At 66.8% G+C, this 17,533-nt stretch carries 15 protein-coding genes and 1 pseudogene; 10 read left to right on the top strand and 6 right to left on the bottom strand.

All coding sequences use genetic code 11. From position 1 onward, the window contains the following. From RIT73_RS08835 to RIT73_RS08825, 3 genes are all read left to right on the top strand, one after another. A partial coding sequence (locus tag RIT73_RS08835) for a carboxylesterase family protein (protein ID WP_309131702.1) occupies positions 1 to 1,355 on the top strand: 1,355 nt, incomplete at its 5' end. A gap of 73 nt (positions 1,356 to 1,428) precedes the next feature. Continuing rightward, positions 1,429 to 2,523 carry a winged helix DNA-binding domain-containing protein gene (locus tag RIT73_RS08830; RefSeq protein WP_309131701.1) on the top strand — a complete coding sequence of 365 codons (1,095 nt, stop codon included), beginning with the start codon at positions 1,429 to 1,431 and terminating at the stop codon, positions 2,521 to 2,523. 7 nt (positions 2,524 to 2,530) lie between these two features. After that, positions 2,531 to 3,562 carry a diacylglycerol kinase family protein gene (locus tag RIT73_RS08825; protein WP_309131700.1) on the top strand — a complete coding sequence of 344 codons (1,032 nt, stop codon included), beginning with the start codon at positions 2,531 to 2,533 and terminating at the stop codon, positions 3,560 to 3,562. Positions 3,563 to 3,583: 21 nt separating this feature from the next. Here RIT73_RS08825 and RIT73_RS08820 read toward each other — a convergent pair whose 3' ends face one another. Genes RIT73_RS08820 through pdxS form a run of 3 tightly spaced genes read right to left on the bottom strand, consistent with a single transcriptional unit; the run spans position 3,584 to position 6,677 of the window. Continuing rightward, positions 3,584 to 5,209 (bottom strand): helicase HerA-like domain-containing protein, encoded by a 1,626-nt coding sequence (locus RIT73_RS08820; protein ID WP_309131699.1) that lies wholly within the window; start codon positions 5,207 to 5,209, stop codon positions 3,584 to 3,586. Between the two features lie 11 nt (positions 5,210 to 5,220). Further along, a complete protein-coding gene (gene pdxT, locus RIT73_RS08815; RefSeq protein ID WP_375294988.1) occupies positions 5,221 to 5,754 on the bottom strand; it encodes a pyridoxal 5'-phosphate synthase glutaminase subunit PdxT in 534 nt (177 codons plus the stop codon). Between the two features lie 41 nt (positions 5,755 to 5,795). Next, complete coding sequence (gene pdxS / locus RIT73_RS08810) at positions 5,796 to 6,677, bottom strand: pyridoxal 5'-phosphate synthase lyase subunit PdxS (RefSeq protein ID WP_309131697.1); 882 nt, start codon at positions 6,675 to 6,677, stop codon at positions 5,796 to 5,798. Between the two features lie 143 nt (positions 6,678 to 6,820). Between pdxS and RIT73_RS08805 the strand changes: the two genes are divergently transcribed. Next, the gene (locus RIT73_RS08805; RefSeq protein WP_309131696.1) at positions 6,821 to 8,278 is read left to right on the top strand and encodes a PLP-dependent aminotransferase family protein; all 1,458 of its coding nucleotides are present in this window, start codon (positions 6,821 to 6,823) and stop codon (positions 8,276 to 8,278) included. A gap of 9 nt (positions 8,279 to 8,287) precedes the next feature. Next, on the top strand, positions 8,288 to 8,680 hold the full coding sequence (locus RIT73_RS08800) for a hypothetical protein (protein WP_309131695.1): 393 nt from the start codon (positions 8,288 to 8,290) through the stop codon (positions 8,678 to 8,680). A 62-nt stretch (positions 8,681 to 8,742) separates the two neighbouring features. Here the strand turns inward: RIT73_RS08800 and RIT73_RS08795 are convergent, their stop codons facing one another. The 3 genes from RIT73_RS08795 to RIT73_RS08785 all read right to left on the bottom strand — a co-directional run bounded on the left by RIT73_RS08795 (position 8,743) and on the right by RIT73_RS08785 (position 12,284). After that, entirely contained in the window at positions 8,743 to 9,411 is a 669-nt protein-coding gene (locus RIT73_RS08795) for a 4'-phosphopantetheinyl transferase superfamily protein (protein WP_309131694.1), read from the bottom strand. Further along, positions 9,408 to 9,923 (bottom strand): lipopolysaccharide assembly protein LapA domain-containing protein, encoded by a 516-nt coding sequence (locus RIT73_RS08790; RefSeq protein WP_309131693.1) that lies wholly within the window; start codon positions 9,921 to 9,923, stop codon positions 9,408 to 9,410. The genes RIT73_RS08795 and RIT73_RS08790 overlap by 4 nt, the downstream gene beginning before the upstream one ends. Positions 9,924 to 10,055: 132 nt before the next feature. Then, positions 10,056 to 12,284 (bottom strand): NADP-dependent isocitrate dehydrogenase, encoded by a 2,229-nt coding sequence (locus RIT73_RS08785; RefSeq protein WP_309131692.1) that lies wholly within the window; start codon positions 12,282 to 12,284, stop codon positions 10,056 to 10,058. A 132-nt stretch (positions 12,285 to 12,416) separates the two neighbouring features. Here RIT73_RS08785 and RIT73_RS08780 point away from each other — a divergent pair, with 132 nt between their 5' ends. From RIT73_RS08780 to RIT73_RS08760, 5 genes and pseudogenes are all read left to right on the top strand, one after another. Then, a complete protein-coding gene (locus RIT73_RS08780; protein WP_309131691.1) occupies positions 12,417 to 13,121 on the top strand; it encodes a thymidine kinase in 705 nt (234 codons plus the stop codon). Continuing rightward, positions 13,093 to 13,881 (top strand): alpha/beta fold hydrolase, encoded by a 789-nt coding sequence (locus RIT73_RS08775; RefSeq protein WP_309131690.1) that lies wholly within the window; start codon positions 13,093 to 13,095, stop codon positions 13,879 to 13,881. The genes RIT73_RS08780 and RIT73_RS08775 overlap by 29 nt, the downstream gene beginning before the upstream one ends. 223 nt (positions 13,882 to 14,104) lie before the next feature. After that, a pseudogene (locus RIT73_RS08770) lies at positions 14,105 to 15,670 on the top strand (SLC13 family permease). A gap of 29 nt (positions 15,671 to 15,699) precedes the next feature. Beyond that, the gene (locus RIT73_RS08765) at positions 15,700 to 16,770 is read left to right on the top strand and encodes an NADH:flavin oxidoreductase/NADH oxidase (RefSeq protein ID WP_309131689.1); all 1,071 of its coding nucleotides are present in this window, start codon (positions 15,700 to 15,702) and stop codon (positions 16,768 to 16,770) included. Beyond that, on the top strand, positions 16,764 to 17,462 hold the full coding sequence (locus tag RIT73_RS08760) for an MBL fold metallo-hydrolase (RefSeq protein WP_309131688.1): 699 nt from the start codon (positions 16,764 to 16,766) through the stop codon (positions 17,460 to 17,462). Before RIT73_RS08765 ends, RIT73_RS08760 begins: the two co-directional genes overlap by 7 nt. Positions 17,463 to 17,533 lie beyond the last annotated feature (71 nt).

Below are 17,533 nucleotides of genomic sequence, written 5' to 3'. Positions count from 1 at the left end.
CCCCTGGTCAGCCGAACCCCCGGTCGAACCCTCCAAGTAGTCACATGGACGCCTGGCGGGACATCGATGCCCCGTGCGGGAGGGTCCGAGCCTACCGCGACGGCCAGGTGATCCGCGCACGGGGAATTCGCTACGCCCGAGCGCAGCGTTTCCAGCCGCCGGTCGACGAAAGTTCCTCCGCCTGCATCGACGGGCTCGGCCCTGGACCGGCATGCCCGCAGCCGAAACGCGACCCGAACGCGGAGATGAGCTTCGACCAGATCGGCGATCTGGCGATGAGCGAGGACTGCCTGCGCGTGAGCGTGACGATACCGCTCGATCCGGAACCCTCTCAGGACGGTCCGATCCTGCCGGTCCTCGTCTGGATCCATGGCGGTGCCTATGTCGCCGGCGCCGGAGACGCCGAGATCTACGACCCCCGCGCCCTCGTGGAGGAGCAGAAGCTCATCGTCGTCTCGGTCACCTACCGCCTCGGGGTGCTCGGATACCTCGGCACGGGCAAGCCGGAGCATTCAAACCTCGGCCTGCTCGACCAGATCTCCGCTCTGCGCTGGGTTCAACGCAATATCGCCGCGTTCGGGGGAGACCCGAATAACGTCGCCATTGCCGGACAGAGTGCGGGTGCGGATGCGTGCGCGCATCTGATGATCGCCGAGGCGACCGACGGTCTGTTCTCGCGCGTGATCATGGCATCGCCGCCGCTGGGACTGTCCGGCGGAACCGAATCGATGAACTGGGCGATGGCGAAGGTCGCTCGCAGAATCGACCCCGATGCCGACATCGAAAACATCCTCAAGGCCCAGGAGGAAGTCCACAAGGCAGCCCTCGTCGGTGGTCTCCATGCCGGGATGTGCTTCGGCGTCCACTACGGCGCCTACCCCCTGCCTTCCAAGTCCGAAACCTCAGACGCCTGGTCGCGCGCTGCCCGGAAGTACGACATCCTCATGACCCGCACCGAACGGGAGATCGCCTTCTTCGCGGGCTTCGTGCCCGCCCTGCGCCGACTCCACCACGGACACATCACCCTGCCGATGGTCGAATCCCTCATCTCCGGAATCACCTCGGCGGTCTACACCCGCGCGGGCAAGGAGTTCTACGACCGGCACCGCATGGCCGGTGGGCAGGGCGCCCGGCTTCTCATCGTCTCCCGCGGTGACGGCAGCTTCTTCGACGCCGCCCACTCCGGTGACCTTCCGCTCATCTTCCCCGGCGACGTCTGGCGGCAGACCTTCCTCGACTATGGCGAGATGGCCGGCCTGGCGGGGCCTGAGCTGCGCTCGATCTGGGGCAGGTTCGCCCACCTCGGCGTGCTGCCACGCCTTGCCGTGCCCGGGCTCATCGACATCCTCGGCTGAGCACTTCCGCACCTCAGTCGACTCAGTCCCGATCCTTCGCCGATCACCGCGGCACCTGAACTAGATTGGTGCCATGGATGCCCAACAGGTCTCGGCTGCTCGGATGCTTTCGCTCGGACTCGTGCCGACAGAGGGGACGAGCCCCGCCGAGGTGGTGCGATCCTTGGGATGCATGCAGGCGCAGGCGCTGGGCGGTGCCCTCGTCTCAATCGCCCTCCGGAGCGGTCATGGGTCTCTCGACGAAGTGCGTGCGGCGTTCGACCGCGGTCAGATCGTGCGCACATGGACACAGCGCGGCACCATCCACTTCGCCCCGGCCGAGGATGTCGGCTGGATCCTCGGACTCACCGCTGAACGCATCATGCGCTCCGATGCCAGACGACGCGACCACTTCGGCGTCGACGAGGCGATGCTTGAGTCGGCCGCTGAAATCGCAGACACCTCCATCACGGAACGCGGACCCCTCACCCGCGACGAACTCCTCGAGGCTCTCCAGCCCATCACCGCCGGCGGTCGCGAGGGCGAGGAATACGGGCGCCAGCGCTACCTGCTGACCACGCTGTCGATGCGGGGCATCATCGTCCAGGGTCCCTTCGTCGAGGGCAAGGACGAACAGAGATTCGCGCTCAGCTCCACCTGGATCTCCGCCCCCGTCCGGCTCGACCACGACGAAGCCCTCTGCGAGTGGCTGCGGCGCTACGTCCTCAGCCATGGCCCGGTGACTCTCGATGACGCCGCCAGGTGGACCGGACTGCCGAAGGGGCAATGCCGCGCGGCGATCGAGACCGGCGTCGACCAGGGAGACATCGTGCGCACGACGATCCGGGAACGGGAGTACTTCCACGCTCCTGACCTCGACGACCGCCTCGCCGAGCATGGCGAAGCAGCGCGGGGACTGTTCCTGCTTCCCGGTTTCGACGAGCTCATTCTCGGCTACAAGGACCGTAGCTTCACCCTCGACCCGATGCATGAGAAGGCAGTCGTCCCCGGCGGCAACGGCATGTTCAAGAACACCCTCATCCAGGACGCCACCGTCCGCGCCACCTGGAAGAGGAGCCCGCGGAAGTCCGGTCCGCCGATCCTCGTCGAGCCCCTGGACGGGGAAGTCGTCGACGTCGGCTTGGCGGAGGAGACGGCACGACGCCACCCGGCATTCGTGCGAGTCTGAGGAAATCGTGCGTTTCGGAATCATCGTCAATCCGCGCCATCATCGCAGCGCCTGGGTTTACACGGTGCTGTCCCGGCAACTGCGGTCGCGCGCTGCGAGGTCGGAGGTTGCGACGACCGCCGGTGAGTTGAGTCCAGCACCTGCGAAGCCCGAAGCTGTGAAGTCCGAGACCGTGAGGTATCGAACCGCGACCACGACTCGCGCCTGGCCGGGCAGGCAGCAGGCGGGCGAACTCCTCGATTGGGGCGCGGACGTCCTGATCGTGGTCGGGGGCGACGGAACAGTGCGCGCCATCGCTCCGGAACTCGCCGGCACCGGGGTGCCTGTGCTCATCGTGCCCACCGGCACCGCGAACGTCCTGGCCCGCCACCTGCGCCGCCACCACCTCGGCGTAGACATGGTCGAAGTGCCCGTAAACGAAGCTGAGTACGTTGACGCCGCAGGCAATAGTCGACGTGAGGTGTTCGTCTCGATGGCCGGGATCGGCGGAGACGCCGAGGCGGTCGCCGGGAAGCACAGGGTTCCCGGAGTCGCCGGCTACCTGTGGGGCGCGCTGAGCGCGCTCTTCTCTCCGGGAGTTCATGCTGTGATCACCGCTGCGCAGGCTGCGGCGATATCCTCATCGCGCTGCTGGTCGATCATGGCGTCGAAGGTGTCGCACCCGGCAGGTCCGACCGCGGTCTTTCCTCGCGCCGAGGCGACCGCTGAGGAATTCGAGTTCCTCGCCGTCAGCCTTGAGAACGGCGCTGAACAGAAGCGCGCGAGCGCACGCCGGCCCACGGCTGAACATGAAACCGTAGTCCCGAAGGCGCTGGCGGCCTCGCAGCGCCTTCGGGGATGGGCGGGGATCGCTCTCGACAGCCTCGCCGGTGCCCCCGAGCGGAACCCGGCCATGCACTACTGGACGGGGACGGAGCTGCGGATCACTCTCGACGAAGCAGCACCGCTGCATCTCGACGGTGACAGCATCGGGGCCTGCCGTGAGCTCAATGTGCGGGCAGGCGCGGACAGGCTCCTGCTCATCGTGCCCAGATTCTGAGTCTCTGCCGAACGGTGACCCCTACCGGCGGCGACGCGACGTGCCGAAGAGACCGCGTGCGATCTCCCGCGCCGCCGTGCGGGTGAACTGCTTGAACGCCGAGGATTTGACGACTTGGGAGAAGATGTTCTCCTCGTCCTTCTTCCCGCGGGGCTCCGACCGCGGCGCTGAGTCCTCCGGGAACTCGACTTTCGACGTCCTCGTCGACCCATCATCTGTCGACCCACCACTCGTCGAACTGCCGCCAGTCGTCCCCGGGGCACCCTCCGCGGGCTGTTCCGCCTCGGCGGTGGTCGAGCCCTTCTCGAGCCTGGCCGCGAGGATCTCCCGCGCGGACTCCCGGTCGACGGCCTCTCCGTATTTCGCGAACTGCGCGGACGTCTTGACTGCGGCGCGGACCTCGTCCTCGCCCATCGGGCCGATCTTCGACTCCGGCGCCCGCATTCGAGTCGGCGCGACGGGAGTCGGCGCGCCCTCGGGATCCATCACGGTCACCACGGCCTCACCGATGCCGAGCGTGGTCAGCAGCTCCTCGAGGTCGAAGTCGGACTTCGGGAACGTCTGCACCGTGGCCTTGAGCGCCTTCGCGTCGTTCGGGGTGTGGGCGCGCAGCTGGTGTTGGATGCGCGAGCCGAGCTGGGCGAGCACGTCGTCGGGAACGTCTCCCGGAGTCTGCGTGACGAAGAAGACGCCCACTCCCTTCGACCGGATCAGCCGCACCGTCTGCGTCACCGACTGGAGGAACGCCTTCGACGCATCGGCGAAGAGCAGATGCGCCTCGTCGAAGAAGAACACGAGGGAGGGTTTGTCCGCATCGCCGACCTCGGGCAGGTCCTGGAACAGGTCCGCGAGCAGCCACATGAGGAACGTCGAGAACAGGGCAGGGGATTGGCTGAGCTTCTGCAGCTCGAGGACGGAGACGATGCCGGCCCCGGCGTCGTCGACCCGGAGCAGATCCGCGGTGTCGAACTCCGGTTCGCCGAAGAAGATGTCCCCGCCTTGTGCGGAGAGTTCGGAGATCTTGCGCAGGATCACCCCGACGCTGGCCTTCGACGCCCCGCCGATGCCGGCGAGGTCTTCCTTGCCCTCCGCGGAGGTGAGGAAATTGAGGACTTCGCGCAGATCGCTGAGGTCGAGCAGGGCCAGGCCGGCCTTGTCCGCGTAGTGGAAGACGAGCGCGAGGACGGATTCCTGAGTGTCGTTGAGCTCGAGGACCTTCGACAGCAGGATCGGTCCGAACGAGGTCACCGTGGCGCGCAGGGGTGTGCCGAGCCCGGAATCGCCGAGCGTGTAGAACTCGGTCGGATTCGCCGAGGCGGTCCATTCCTGACCGGCCGCCTCGAGGCGCTTGTTCAGCTTGTCCGAGGCCACACCCGGCGCGCCGACGCCCGACAGGTCGCCTTTGATGTCGGAGGCGAACACCGGGACGCCGGCGCGTGAGAGCTGCTCGGCGAGCACCTGGAGCGTGACGGTCTTACCTGTGCCAGTGGCGCCGGCGATGAGGCCGTGACGGTTGAGCATCGACAGAGGGATGCCGATGGGCACGTCCTTGACCGGTGTGTCGCTGTCGAGGACGACACCGAGCTCCAAGGTGGGCGAATCGAAGGTGTAGCCGGCTTTGATCTGCTGAACTGTGTCGGAGGTCATAGCCTCCATCTTCACACAGTCACGCCCACGGTCTGCAGGAACAGTTCGTGAATCCGGGTGTCCGGACCCAGTTCGGGATGGAAGCTGCCGCCCCAGACGTTGCCGGAGCGCACGAGCACGGGCAGACCCGCGTGGGAGGCGAGCACCTCGGCGTCGCCCGCGTCGACGATCTGCGGGGCACGGATGAAGGTTCCGTGGAAGTCCCCGTCAAGACCTGTCACCGTCAGCGGCGCGACGAACGATTCCCGCTGGGAGCCGTAGGCGTTTCGCGCCACCGTGATGCCGAGACCGCCGAGGCGGCCGTAGCCGTCCAGCGTTTCGTCCGTGAGCCGCTCGGCCAGCAGGATGAGACCCGCGCAAGTGCCGAAGGTCGGCAATCCGTCGCGGATGCGCTGGGAGAGCACGGGGAAGAGCCCGACGTTCGCGGCGATGCGGACCATCGCCGACGACTCGCCGCCCGGCAGGACGATCGAGTCGAGGCCCTCGAGGTGTTCGGGGCGGGTGACCTTGCGGGTCTGAGCCCCCAGGGAGCGGAGCACGCTCACGTGCTCGCGGAATGCTCCCTGGAGACTGAGGACGCCGACCGTCACCATCCGCGCTCGGCCAGGCGGTGGGGTGCGGGCAGGTCCGCGACGTTGATGCCGACCATCGCATCGCCGAGGCCGCGTGACGCCTTCGCCACGGCTTCGGGATCGTCGTAGTGGGTGGTCGCCTCGACGATGGCCTTGGCGCGGGCCTCAGGGTTGCCGGACTTGAAGATGCCGGAGCCGACGAAGACGCCGTCGGCGCCCAGCTGCATCATCATGGCGGCGTCGGCCGGGGTGGCGATTCCGCCGGCGACGAAGGTCACGACAGGCAGGCGGCCAAGGCTCGCGACCTGCTTGACCAGGTGATACGGTGCTGCGATCTCCTTGGCGGCGACATAGAGCTCGTCCTCGCTCTTGGCGCCCAGCGCCCGGATCTCACCATTGATGGTGCGCAGGTGGCGCATCGCCTCGGAGACGTCGCCGGTGCCGGCTTCGCCCTTCGAGCGGATCATCGATGCGCCCTCGGTGATCCGGCGCAGGGCCTCGCCGAGGTTGGTCGCACCGCAGACGAAGGGAACCTTGAATACGGATTTGTCGATGTGGTTGACGTAGTCGGCGGGGGAGAGGACCTCGGACTCGTCGATGTAGTCGACGCCGAGGGTCTCGAGGATCTGCGCCTCGACGAAGTGGCCGATGCGGGCCTTCGCCATGACAGGGATCGAGACCGAGTTGATGATCGAATCGATGAGGTCCGGGTCGCTCATCCGGGCCACGCCGCCCTGGGCGCGGATGTCGGCGGGAACCCGCTCGAGCGCCATCACTGCGCTGGCGCCGGAGGCCTCGGCGATCTTCGCCTGTTCGGGAGTGACGACGTCCATGATGACGCCGCCCTTGAGCATCTGGGCCAGTCCGGTGTTGAGCAGGGTCTGCGCTTCGGTCATAGGGGTGCCTTAATCTTCGTGCGGCTGCAACCGTCATTCGACTGCGGCCGCGGGGTGTGTGGTCTCCACCCAGGTTATGGCTCCATGTGGCTCAACCACAGTGCCAGAATTCGAGCACTATTTTGAGCCAGTAGACTGATCGTATGTCCATCGAGTCCTCTCCGATGCCGCGTGCCGCCGGAATCTCGCTGCCCATCGAGATCGACCGCGGTTCCGCGATGCCGCTCCCGGATCAGCTCGTGGCCGTGTTCCGCCGCCTCATCTCGACAGGCGTCCTCCACCCCGACGAACCTGTCCCCTCGAGCAGGAGGATGTCGGCGCACCTCGGGATCTCCCGCGGCACCGTCGAGACGGCTTACGCCCAGCTCGGCGTCGAGGGGTATCTGGTGTCCCGCGAGCGTTCGGCGACCCGGGTCAACCCCGACCTCCCACCGGCGCTCGGAGAGCGCAGCCGCAGACGGCAGCCCCCCGCCGTGCCGAGACGGCCTCCGCAGCATGTCGTCGACCTGCGTCCGGGCTTCGGCGGCGACAATCCCTTGCGGGAACCGGCATTCCGCCGGGCCTGGAGGGATTCCCTCGACACGGATCCGGGGCCGGTCGACCCTCTCGGTCAGCCGGGGGCCCGATGGGCGATCGCCGAGCATCTGCGCCTGCTGCGGGGGACCAAGGTCGAACCCGATGACGTCATCCTCACGAGCGGCTCGCGTGACGGGATCAGGCTCCTGTTCACCTCGGGCCTCGAGGGAGCGATCGGGGTCGAGAACCCCGGCTTTCCCGGACTGCGGCAGGCGATGACCGATCGCGAGCTCGTCCCCTTCGACGTCTCGGCCGGGCTCGACGAATCCGAACTCGACCGCATCGCGCCCCTCGTCGGTGCTGTCGTCGTCACCCCCAATCACCAGTTCCCGCACGGCACGACCCTCCCCGTCGACCGCCGGGTGCGGCTGCTGGGATGGGCCGCCGAGAACGACGTGCTGGTCATCGAGGACGACTACGACAGCGAGGCCCGCTACCGGCGCACCGTCGTGCCCACGCTCTACGACCTCGCCGTCTCCTTGGGCGTCGGCGCGCAGGTCGTCCACGTCGGGACGTTCTCGACCCTGCTCACCTCGGCGGTCTCCACCGGCTACCTCATCGCCCACGGCCCGGTCACTGAGCGGCTCGCACGCACCCGCACGGCGTTGGGTCCGGCGTTCTCGCCGGTCATGCAGACCGCGATCGCCTCCTACCTCAGCTCCGGGGGCCTGCGTCGTCGGATCTCGCGTGGTCGTCGTCGGCTGCGGGCCGCCGAGGCGGTGCTGGCCGAGGTCGGTGAGATCCGCGGCCTCGTCCACGAGGGGCGCACCCTCGTCATCGAAACCGACGAGCACGATGCCCGGCGACTGCGCGCCGAGTTGGCTGCCCGGGGGATCCTTGTCGCCTCGCTGGCTGCAGGCTGGAGCGGCGACAGCGATGTCCGACATGGAATCGTTCTGGCCCACTCGAACGTCGAGGCGCCCGTGCTGCGTCAGGCCCTGCGCACGGTGCAACGGCTGACGGCGTCGGCGGAGGAGGCGGCGAGGTTGGGGGAAGCGGCGGCGTCGGAGGAGGCAGCGGACTAGGATCGGGCCATGCTCAAGTTCGGTTTCATCGCTGACGGTGTGTTCAAGATGCTCCTGGCCTCCGCCTTCTGCATCTGGCTGCCCGACCTCGAAGGCTTCTTCGGCTCGCCGAGGTGGCTCGTCATCTCCGCCATCGTGCTTCTGTTCCTCAGTGGAGCGACCGAGATCTCCTATGGGGTGAGCAAGGCGGAGAGGCGCCAGATCAGGGTGCTGTTAGCATTCGACGCCCTCGCCGTGGTCGCCGCGTTCGTCGGGACCGTTCTCGCCCTGAGCGACAACCCGGGAGCGGGGTACGTGTTCTTCGGGCTTCTCTCACTGGGGTCGTTGGGAGTCGCGATCGCCTTCACCACAGGGGCGAACGGCCCAGACTTCGGCGACGACGATCGGACAGGCGCCGACTGAGAGTCGGGCCGCCGGCGACGGCCCACCGACGACGACAGCGTGGGCCGACGACCGACACGAACTCAGCGGTTGACGGCCAGCGCCGCTGAGTAGCCCGCGGGAATCCCATTGACGACATCGACGATGTCGACGTCCGGGTGGGGTGACTGCGGAGAGCCGGCGGCGCCGATGTAATCCATGCCCGGGTCGCGGGCCAACCCCGTGCTCAGAGCTTTGAGGAAGGCCTCCTTCCGGGCCCAGACCCGCACGAAGCTCTCCGCGAGCTCGCGGCCCTCCAGCTGTGCCAGCTCGTCCCGCTCACGGGAGTGGAGGAGCGCTGCCGCCTCTGCGGCGACCGAGTCCTCGGGGATCGCCTCGAGGTCGACGCCCACGGGATCCGCTGCCACCGCCACCAGCACCAGGCGCTGGGCACGGGTGACGGAGAACTCGCAGTCGGTGACTCTCGGCTTGCCGGCGATGTCAAGACGAATTTCGATCGACCCCGGGTCACAGTCGAGCACACTGCCGAGGACGTGACGGAGGACGACTCGGCCCGCTGCCCACGTAGTGGCGAGCTCGGGGTCGAACTCGAGGGAGTAGTTGATCTCCTGTTCGGTGAGAACAGAGTGATCGGTGCGTGCCCAGGCAGCGTCCGCAGCGGTGTCGGCGAGGACGAGACTGACGTCATCGAGGGCCGAGCGGAGGACGACGAAGCCGGGCGGAAGTGCGGAGAGGTTCGGCGGGATTGTCACCTGTGCTCGGTTCCCGCTGCCTTGGAGATCTTCTTCAGCCTGCGGCCGAGGATGAAGATGCGCACCGAGCCGACGATTCCGGCGATGAAGATGCCGCCGATCGCGGCGAAGAGCATGGCCACGCCCAACGGCAGTTCGAACTGCCAGCCGAAGTACTGGAAGTTCGCCGGAACATTGTTCTGGAGGATGAAGATGAGCAGCAGGACGAGGATGACGGCGCCGAGGATGAGCGAGAGCCACATGCCTGCCGACATCCCGCCCGGCGCCTTGGCGTTCTCAGCCGCGCGCTGGTCACCGGCGAGCTGATCGTCATACTGCTCGCCTGGATGCTGCTCACCCGTCCGATGAGTGGGGACCGGCTGTTCGATGGAGGATCGGTTCTCCACCGCATCGGCTCGCGCCGGTGTCGGCTCCTCCCCGGGAGCGGGTGGGCCGCCGAGGACGGATTGGGTCTCGGCCAGCAGCTCCTCGGGAGTCTGGGATTCGTCGCGGGGATTGCCATGAGTGCTCATGGGCCCCATCCTAATCGCAGATGGGGCCCATGATCAGTGGTGGAATCGTCCTATTCGGTTACAGAACGGACTCGCCTGCCGCCGGCCGGGAGGTCGGTTCGAAGCGCTGAGACAGGACTCGTCGTCCGGCGCTCAGACCTTCTCGCTCAGGGAGGAGATGATGGCGTTGAGCGTGCTTGACGGACGCATGACCGCAAGGGTCTTGTCCTCGTCCGGGTTGAAGTATCCGCCCAGGTCGACAGGGCTGCCCTGAACCGCGAGGAGCTCCTCGTTGATGGTGTCGGCCTTCTCCTCCAGCTCCGCGGCGACCGGTGCGACGGCCTCGGCCAGCTCCGAGTCCTTGCTCTGAGCCGCCAGTTCCTGAGCCCAGTACAGGGCGAGGAAGAAATGGCTGCCGCGGTTGTCGATCTCGCCGACCTTGCGGGAAGGCGACTTGTTCTCTTCGAGGAACCGGCCGGTGGCGGCGTCGAGGGTGTCGGCGAGGACTCCGGCACGGACGTTTCCGTTGACGTTGAACTCGTGGCGGAACGACTCCGCCAGCGCGAGGAACTCGCCGAGGGAGTCCCAGCGCAGGTGGTTCTCCTTGACGAGCTGCTGGACGTGCTTGGGGGCCGAACCGCCGGCACCGGTCTCGAACAGTCCGCCTCCGGCGATGAGCGGAACGACGGAGAGCATCTTCGCCGAGGTGCCCAGTTCGAGGATCGGGAACAAGTCGGTGTTGTAGTCGCGGAGGACGTTTCCGGTCACGGAGATCGTGTCCTTGCCCTCGCGGATCCGGTCGATTGAGAACTGGGTCGCGTCGACCGGGTTCATGATCTGGATGTCGAGGCCCTCGGTGTCATGCTCGCCGAGGTACTCCTCGACCTTCGCGCGCACATTGCGATCATGAGCGCGGGTCTCATCCAGCCAGAACACGGCAGGCGTGTCGGAGAGGCGGGCGCGGTTGACGGCCAGTTTGACCCAGTCGCGCACGGGCACGTCCTTGGTCTGACAGGCGCGCCACACGTCGCCCGTGGCGACGTCATGGCTGAGCAGAACCTCGCCCGCAGAGTTGACGACTTCGATGACACCCGCCTCGGCGATCTCGAAGGTCTTGTCGTGGCTGCCGTACTCCTCGGCCTTCTGCGCCATCAGGCCGACGTTGGGCACGGTGCCCATCGTCGTCGGATCGAAAGCGCCTTTGGCACGGCAGTCGTCGATGACGGTCTGGTAGATGCCGGCATAGGAGGAGTCGGGGATTACGGCGAGAGTGTCCTCAGTCTTGTCGTCCTTGTTCCACATCTTGCCGCCGGCGCGGATCATCGCCGGCATCGAGGCGTCGACGATGACGTCGGAGGGCACATGGAGGTTGGTGATGCCCTGGTCGGAATTCACCATGGCCAGGGAGGGCCCCTCGGCCAGACCCTTCTCGATCCCGGCGCGCACGCCCTCGGCGACGTCGGAGGGCAGGTCGTCGAGGCCGGCGAGGATGGCGGCCAGGCCGTTGTCCGGGGTCAGTCCCGCCTCGGTGAGAGCCTCGCCGTACTCGGCGAAGACCTCGGGGAAGAACGCTTCGATGACGTGACCGAAGAGGATGGGGTCGGAGACCTTCATCATGGTCGCCTTGAGGTGGACGGAGAAGAGGACGCCCTCCTCCTTGGCGCGCTTGATCTGAGCCTTGAGGAACTCGTCGAGTGCGGCGGCGTCCATCTTCGTCGCGTCGACGATCTCACCGGCGAGCACCGGCAGGGATTCTTTGAGCACCGTGGTCTCGCCTCCCTCGGTGCGCAGACGGATCGTCAGCGTGTCCTCGGCGGGGATGATGACCGACTTCTCATTCGAGCGGAAGTCGTGCTCTCCCATCGTGGCGACGTTCGTCTTCGACTCCGACGACCATTCGCCCATCGAGTGCGGGTGGGCCTTGGCGAACTCCTTGACGGCTTTCGGGGCGCGGCGGTCGGAGTTGCCCTCGCGCAGGACCGGGTTGACGGCCGAACCCTTGACCCGGTCGTAGCGCGCCTTGACGTCCTTCTCCTCGTCGGTGGCAGGCTCCTCCGGGTAGTCGGGGAGGTCGTAGCCCTGCGACTGGAGTTCGGCGATCGTGGCCTTGAGCTGCGGGACCGAGGCCGAGATGTTGGGCAGCTTGATGATGTTGGCCTCAGGCGTCTTGGCCAATTCGCCGAGCTCGGTCAGGGAGTCGGCGACCTGCTGGTCCTCGGGCAGGCGGTCGTTGAACTGCGCCAGCACGCGAGCGGCCAGTGAGATGTCCCTCGTCTCGACTTCGACGCCCGCCGAGGTGGCGAATGCTTCGATGATCGGCTTGAGCGAGTAGGTGGCCAGGAGGGGCGCTTCGTCCGTGCGCGTGTAGATGATTTTAGCCATGGTGATGGACTGCTCCGCATCGTCTTGGGGTTTATCAGCCCCATCCTACAGTTCGAATTCGGCCCGATTCGGGCACGGTATTGTTCTTCTGTCGTAGGCGATCCCTGCGTTGACCCGATCGAGAGGACGAAGGTGGCCAAGCTCTATTTCCGCTACGGGGCGATGAATTCCGGCAAGTCGACTGCTCTGCTCCAGGCTGCCTTCAACTACGAGGAACGGGGCCAGAGAGTGCTGCTGGCCAAGCCGCTGATCGACACCAAGGGCGCCGATCAGATCGTGTCGCGGCTCGGCGTCACGCGCGAGGTCGATTTCCTCATCCCCCCGGGCGCGGACGTCGAGACGATCTATGCCGAGCACGCGGACTACGTCGACCACGACGCCCTGCTCGAATCCATCGACACCCCGAAGGCGCCCGTTGCCTGCCTGCTCATCGATGAGGCGCAGTTCCTCGAACCGGCGCAGGTCGATTCCCTCATGCGGATCGCCACCGACAATGCGGTTCCGGTCATGTGCTACGGGATCCGCACCGACTTCCGCACACTGGCCTTCCCGGGCTCTGCCCGGCTCCTCGAGATCGCCCACACCCTCGAGGAGCTCAAGACCATCTGCCGCTGCGGGCGCAAGGCGATGTTCAACGGTCGCCTCGTCGAGGGACGGTTCATCTTCGACGGCGATCAGGTCGCGATCGACGGAAACGCGGTGACCTACGAATCGCTGTGTCCGCGCTGTTATCTGTCCTTGTCGGACGGTAGGCTGATGACGGCAGCTCCCGATCGACCAACCCCCATCGTCTTCGCGAGGAGTTCTCATGCGGATTTCCGTCCACCCCCTCAATGACAATCCCGGCTCACCCGTCATCGTCTTCGGCGGCGCACTCGGCACCCGCGTCTCCCTGTGGTCGGCCGTCGCCTCCCGACTGGCCGACGACTACCAGATCTACCTCTCCGACCTGCCTGGCCACACCTTCAACGAGTTCGACGTCATCGCCGACTTCACGATCGGCGACCTCGCCACGGGACTCGTCGAGTCCATGGCCCAGCACGGCGTGGAGAAGTTCGCCTACTGCGGAGTGTCGATCTCCGGCGCGATCGGCCTGACCCTGGCCCTGGACCACCCGGAGGTGCTCACCGGTCTCGTCGCCTGCGCGACGAACACCAGGTTCGGCACTGCGGACTCCTGGGCTCAGCGGATCAAGGACGTCACCGAGGACGGCACCGAGGGCCAGCTCGACGACACCGCCGACCGCTGGTTCGCCGCCGGTTTCCTCGAGGAGGACATTGCCACCGGGCCCCTCATCCTCACCGACCTAGCCACGATGGACGACACAGCCTACATCGCCTGCTGCCGGGCGCTGGTGAAGTTCGATCTCGGCTCTCGGCTGCGCTCCATCACCACGCCGACCCTGTTCATGGCCGGCGCCCAGGATCCCGGCTGCACGCCCGAGGTGATGGCGGAGATGTCGAAGCAGGTGACCGGTTCCGAACTCGCCGTGATCCCCGATGCCGCGCACCTGCCGATGGCGGAGCATCCCGACATCGTCTTCGACCACATCAACGATTTCCTGGGCAGGGAACAGGCAATGGAGAACAGGGTCTAGAGAAACAGGGTCTAGAGAAACAGGGTCTAGAGAAACAGGGTCCAGAGAAGCGGTCGCGGCCAGTCACACTGTCGCACAGTTGCAGCCGCCACAGCGATCGGTTCTTGGCTATGGTGGGAACACCGAAGAGTGGTGAGACTCACCGGAGAGGTGAGACTCACCGCACGCCGTCACCGCACCCGGTGACGCTCTGGCCAAGACCCTGCTCGCTGAGGAGCCGACCGTGAATCAGGACAGATCCGCACCCGCGCAGATCCATCACCTCTCACCGGGGGAGAAGGCTCCCGCCTTCGACACCAGTACCGTGCGGATCCGGTGGCTGGGGTTCCTCCTCGGTCTCATCCTCGCCACCGCCGTCTACGCCCTGATGCCCGCAGATGTCGCCCATGCGGTCAAGCTCACGGCAGCTGTGGCCGTGCTCATGGCCTGCTGGTGGATGACCGAGGCCCTGCCGATCCCGGCGACTTCGCTGGTGCCCCTGGTCGCCTTCCCCGTGTTCGGCACCGATGTGGAGATGTCGGCGGTGGGCGCGTCCTACGGACACCCCATCATCTTCCTCTTCCTCGGTGGCTTCCTCATCGCCCTGGCGATGCAGCGGTGGAATCTGCATCAGCGGATCGCGCTGTTCACCCTGAGCCTGATGGGCGACAAGCCGGGACCGATGATCGCCGGCTTCATGATCGCGACCGGCTTCGTGTCGATGTGGGTCTCGAACACCGCCACCGCGGTGATGATGCTGCCGATCGGGATCTAGGTGCTGATGATCGTCGGCAAGGTCGTGGGCACCGCGATGGCCGACGCCGATCCCGATGTCGAGGAGGACACCGTCGGCATCGGCCGGGTGATCAAGTCGAACTTCGGAACCGCACTCATGCTCGGCATCGCCTATGCGGCGTCGATCGGGTCCCTGGGAACGATCATCGGAACGCCTCCGAGCACCTTCCTCGTCGGCTATCTCGAGGACAACCACGAAATCTCGATCGGATTCGGACAGTGGATGCTCGTCGGCGTTCCGCTGGCGATCGTGATGATGGCCATCGCCTGGTTCCTGCTCGTCAAAGTGCTGTTCAAACCCGAGATCGACGAGATCCCCGGCGGTCGCGAGCTCGTCAGGGACGAACTGCGCAAGCTGGGACCGATGTCGACCGGTGAGAAGCTCGTCCTCGCGATGTTCGTCCTCGCTGCAGTCAGCTGGATCTCCCTGCCCCTCATCTTCGAGGAGCCGCCCATCGGCGATGAGGGCATCGCGATGGTCGTCGGGCTGCTGCTCTTCCTCATCCCCGGCGGCGCCGAACGCGGGGTGCGCCTCCTCGACTGGGACACGGCGGAGAGGCTGCCGTGGGGTGTGCTGCTGCTCTTCGGCGGCGGGTTGGCGCTCTCCGCCCAGTTCTCCGACTCGGGACTGACGGAATGGATCGGTGACGCCTCGGCGGGTCTGGCGGCGCTGCCGACGCTGCTGATCGTCGCGATCTTCGCCGCGATCATCCTCTTCCTCACCGAACTGACGTCAAACACCGCGACAGCGGCCACCTTCGTCCCGGTCGTCGGGGGAGTCGCCCTCGGCCTCGACCTCGATCCGCTCCTGCTCACGATTCCTGTCGCTCTGGCCGCGACCTGCGCATTCATGCTGCCGGTGGCGACCCCGCCGAACGCCGTCGCCTACGGCTCCGGCTACGTCACGATCGCGCAGATGGTCCGCGGCGGCGTCTGGCTCAACGTCATCGGCATCGTGCTCGTCACCGTCACCGTCTACCTGCTCGCTGTTCCTGTGTTCGACATCGCACTGTGAGCAGCGGTCGGAGTTGGCAGAATGACCCTATGACCCACCTCTTCTCTCCCATCACCCTGCGCGAACTGACGGTCAGGAACCGCATCTGGCTCGCCCCGATGTGCCAGTACTCCTGCGAGAACCGCGACGGAGTGCCCGGCGACTGGCATCTCGTCCACCTCGGCGCTCGTGCCCAGGGCGGCTTCGGGCTGATCCTCACCGAGGCGGCCGCGGTTCTCCCCGAGGGGCGGATCTCCCCGCAGGACGCCGGGATGTGGAACGACGACCAGGCGGCCGCGTGGTCGCGAGTCGTCGACTTCGTCCACGGTCAGGGTGCGGCGATCGGGATGCAGCTGGCCCACGCCGGTCGCAAAGCGAGCACCTATGCCCCTTTCGCCGGCAATCCCCGCGGCAGCGTGCCCCCTGCCGAGGGCGGATGGCCGACCCGCGGTGCCAGCCCCATCGCCTATCCCGGTTACGAACCCCCGGAGGAGATGACGAAGGACGACATCGCCGAGGTGGTCGCCGCGTTCGCGCACGCCGCCCGGCGGGCCATCGGCGCCGGGTTCGACACCGTCGAGATCCACGCCGCGCATGGCTATCTCCTCCACTCGTTCCTCTCACCGTTGTCGAACACCCGCACCGATGAGTACGGCGGCGACCTCGCCGGACGCTCCCGCCTGCTCCACGAGGTCCACGCGGCGGTGCGCCGGGCGGTGGGGGAGACGGTGCCTGTGATCGTGCGGCTCTCGGCCAGCGAATGGCGGCAGGACGGATTCGAGATCGCCGAGGCGGTTGAGGTCTCCCGTGCCCTGCGCGAGGCAGGCGTCGACCTCGTCGATGTGTCCTCGGGAGGGAACATGCCGGTCTCGATCCCAGTCGGGCCCGGGTACCAGGTACCGCTGTCGGCGGCGATCCGCGCCGAAGAGGTGCCGACGGGCACGGTGGGCCTGATCACGGAGCCGGATCAGGCGGAGACGATTCTCACCACGGGGCAGGCCGATGTCATCCTCCTGGCCAGGGTCGCCCTGCGGGAACCGGCCTGGCCGCAGCGCGCTGCTCACGAACTGGGCGTCGAACCCGGACCCTATCCGCCTCAGTACACTAGGGGAGCATGGTGAACATCATCGAACTCGACACTGTCGTCGTCCGCTGGATCTCCGTGTCCGAGATGGAGAACAACGTCTATCTCCTCACCCACCGCGAGACCGGAGCCCAGGTGCTCATCGACGCCGCAGCAGATCCTGACGCCATCGCGGAGCTGATCACAACCGGAGTGAAGGACGCGGCCGGCGCCGCTGACCTGCGGGCGATCATCACCACTCATCAGCATTGGGACCACATCCGCGCCCTGTCCGAACTCTCGCAGGCCCACCCCGAGGCGGTAGCGCTCGCGGGCAGCGAAGACGCCGGTGCGATCATGGAGGCGGTGGGAGTCGAGATCGATCGGACGGTGGAGCACCTCGACGAACTTGACTTCGACGGCATCGAACTGAAGGCGATCGCTCTGCGCGGGCACACTCCGGGTTCACGGGCCTTCGTTCTGCGCGACCGCGCCAAGGGAGATACGCGCCAGGCCCAGGCGGGCCGTGATCAGCCGGCGACGATCCTGTTCTCCGGTGACTCCCTGTTCCCGGGAGGACCGGGCAAGACGTGGAGCAGCGCGGACTTCACATCGCTGATGGACGATCTCGAGGCGAGAGTGTTCTCCGAGCTGCCCGACGAGACCCGTGTCCTTCCCGGTCACGGCGCAGAGACGACCCTGGGGGCGGAACGTCCTCACCTCGACCAGTGGCGCGCCCGCGGTTGGTGATCTGACCCCAGGCTCCGGGCAAGCGACTCTTAGTTCTACTGGTGCCGGTTCCCCGCAATCTGGTGCCTATT

Origin of the sequence: Brevibacterium sp. (genome assembly GCF_031179145.1) — a bacterium.
Lineage (GTDB): Bacteria > Actinomycetota > Actinomycetes > Actinomycetales > Brevibacteriaceae > Brevibacterium.
This window is presented reverse-complemented; position numbering and strand designations above follow the sequence as displayed.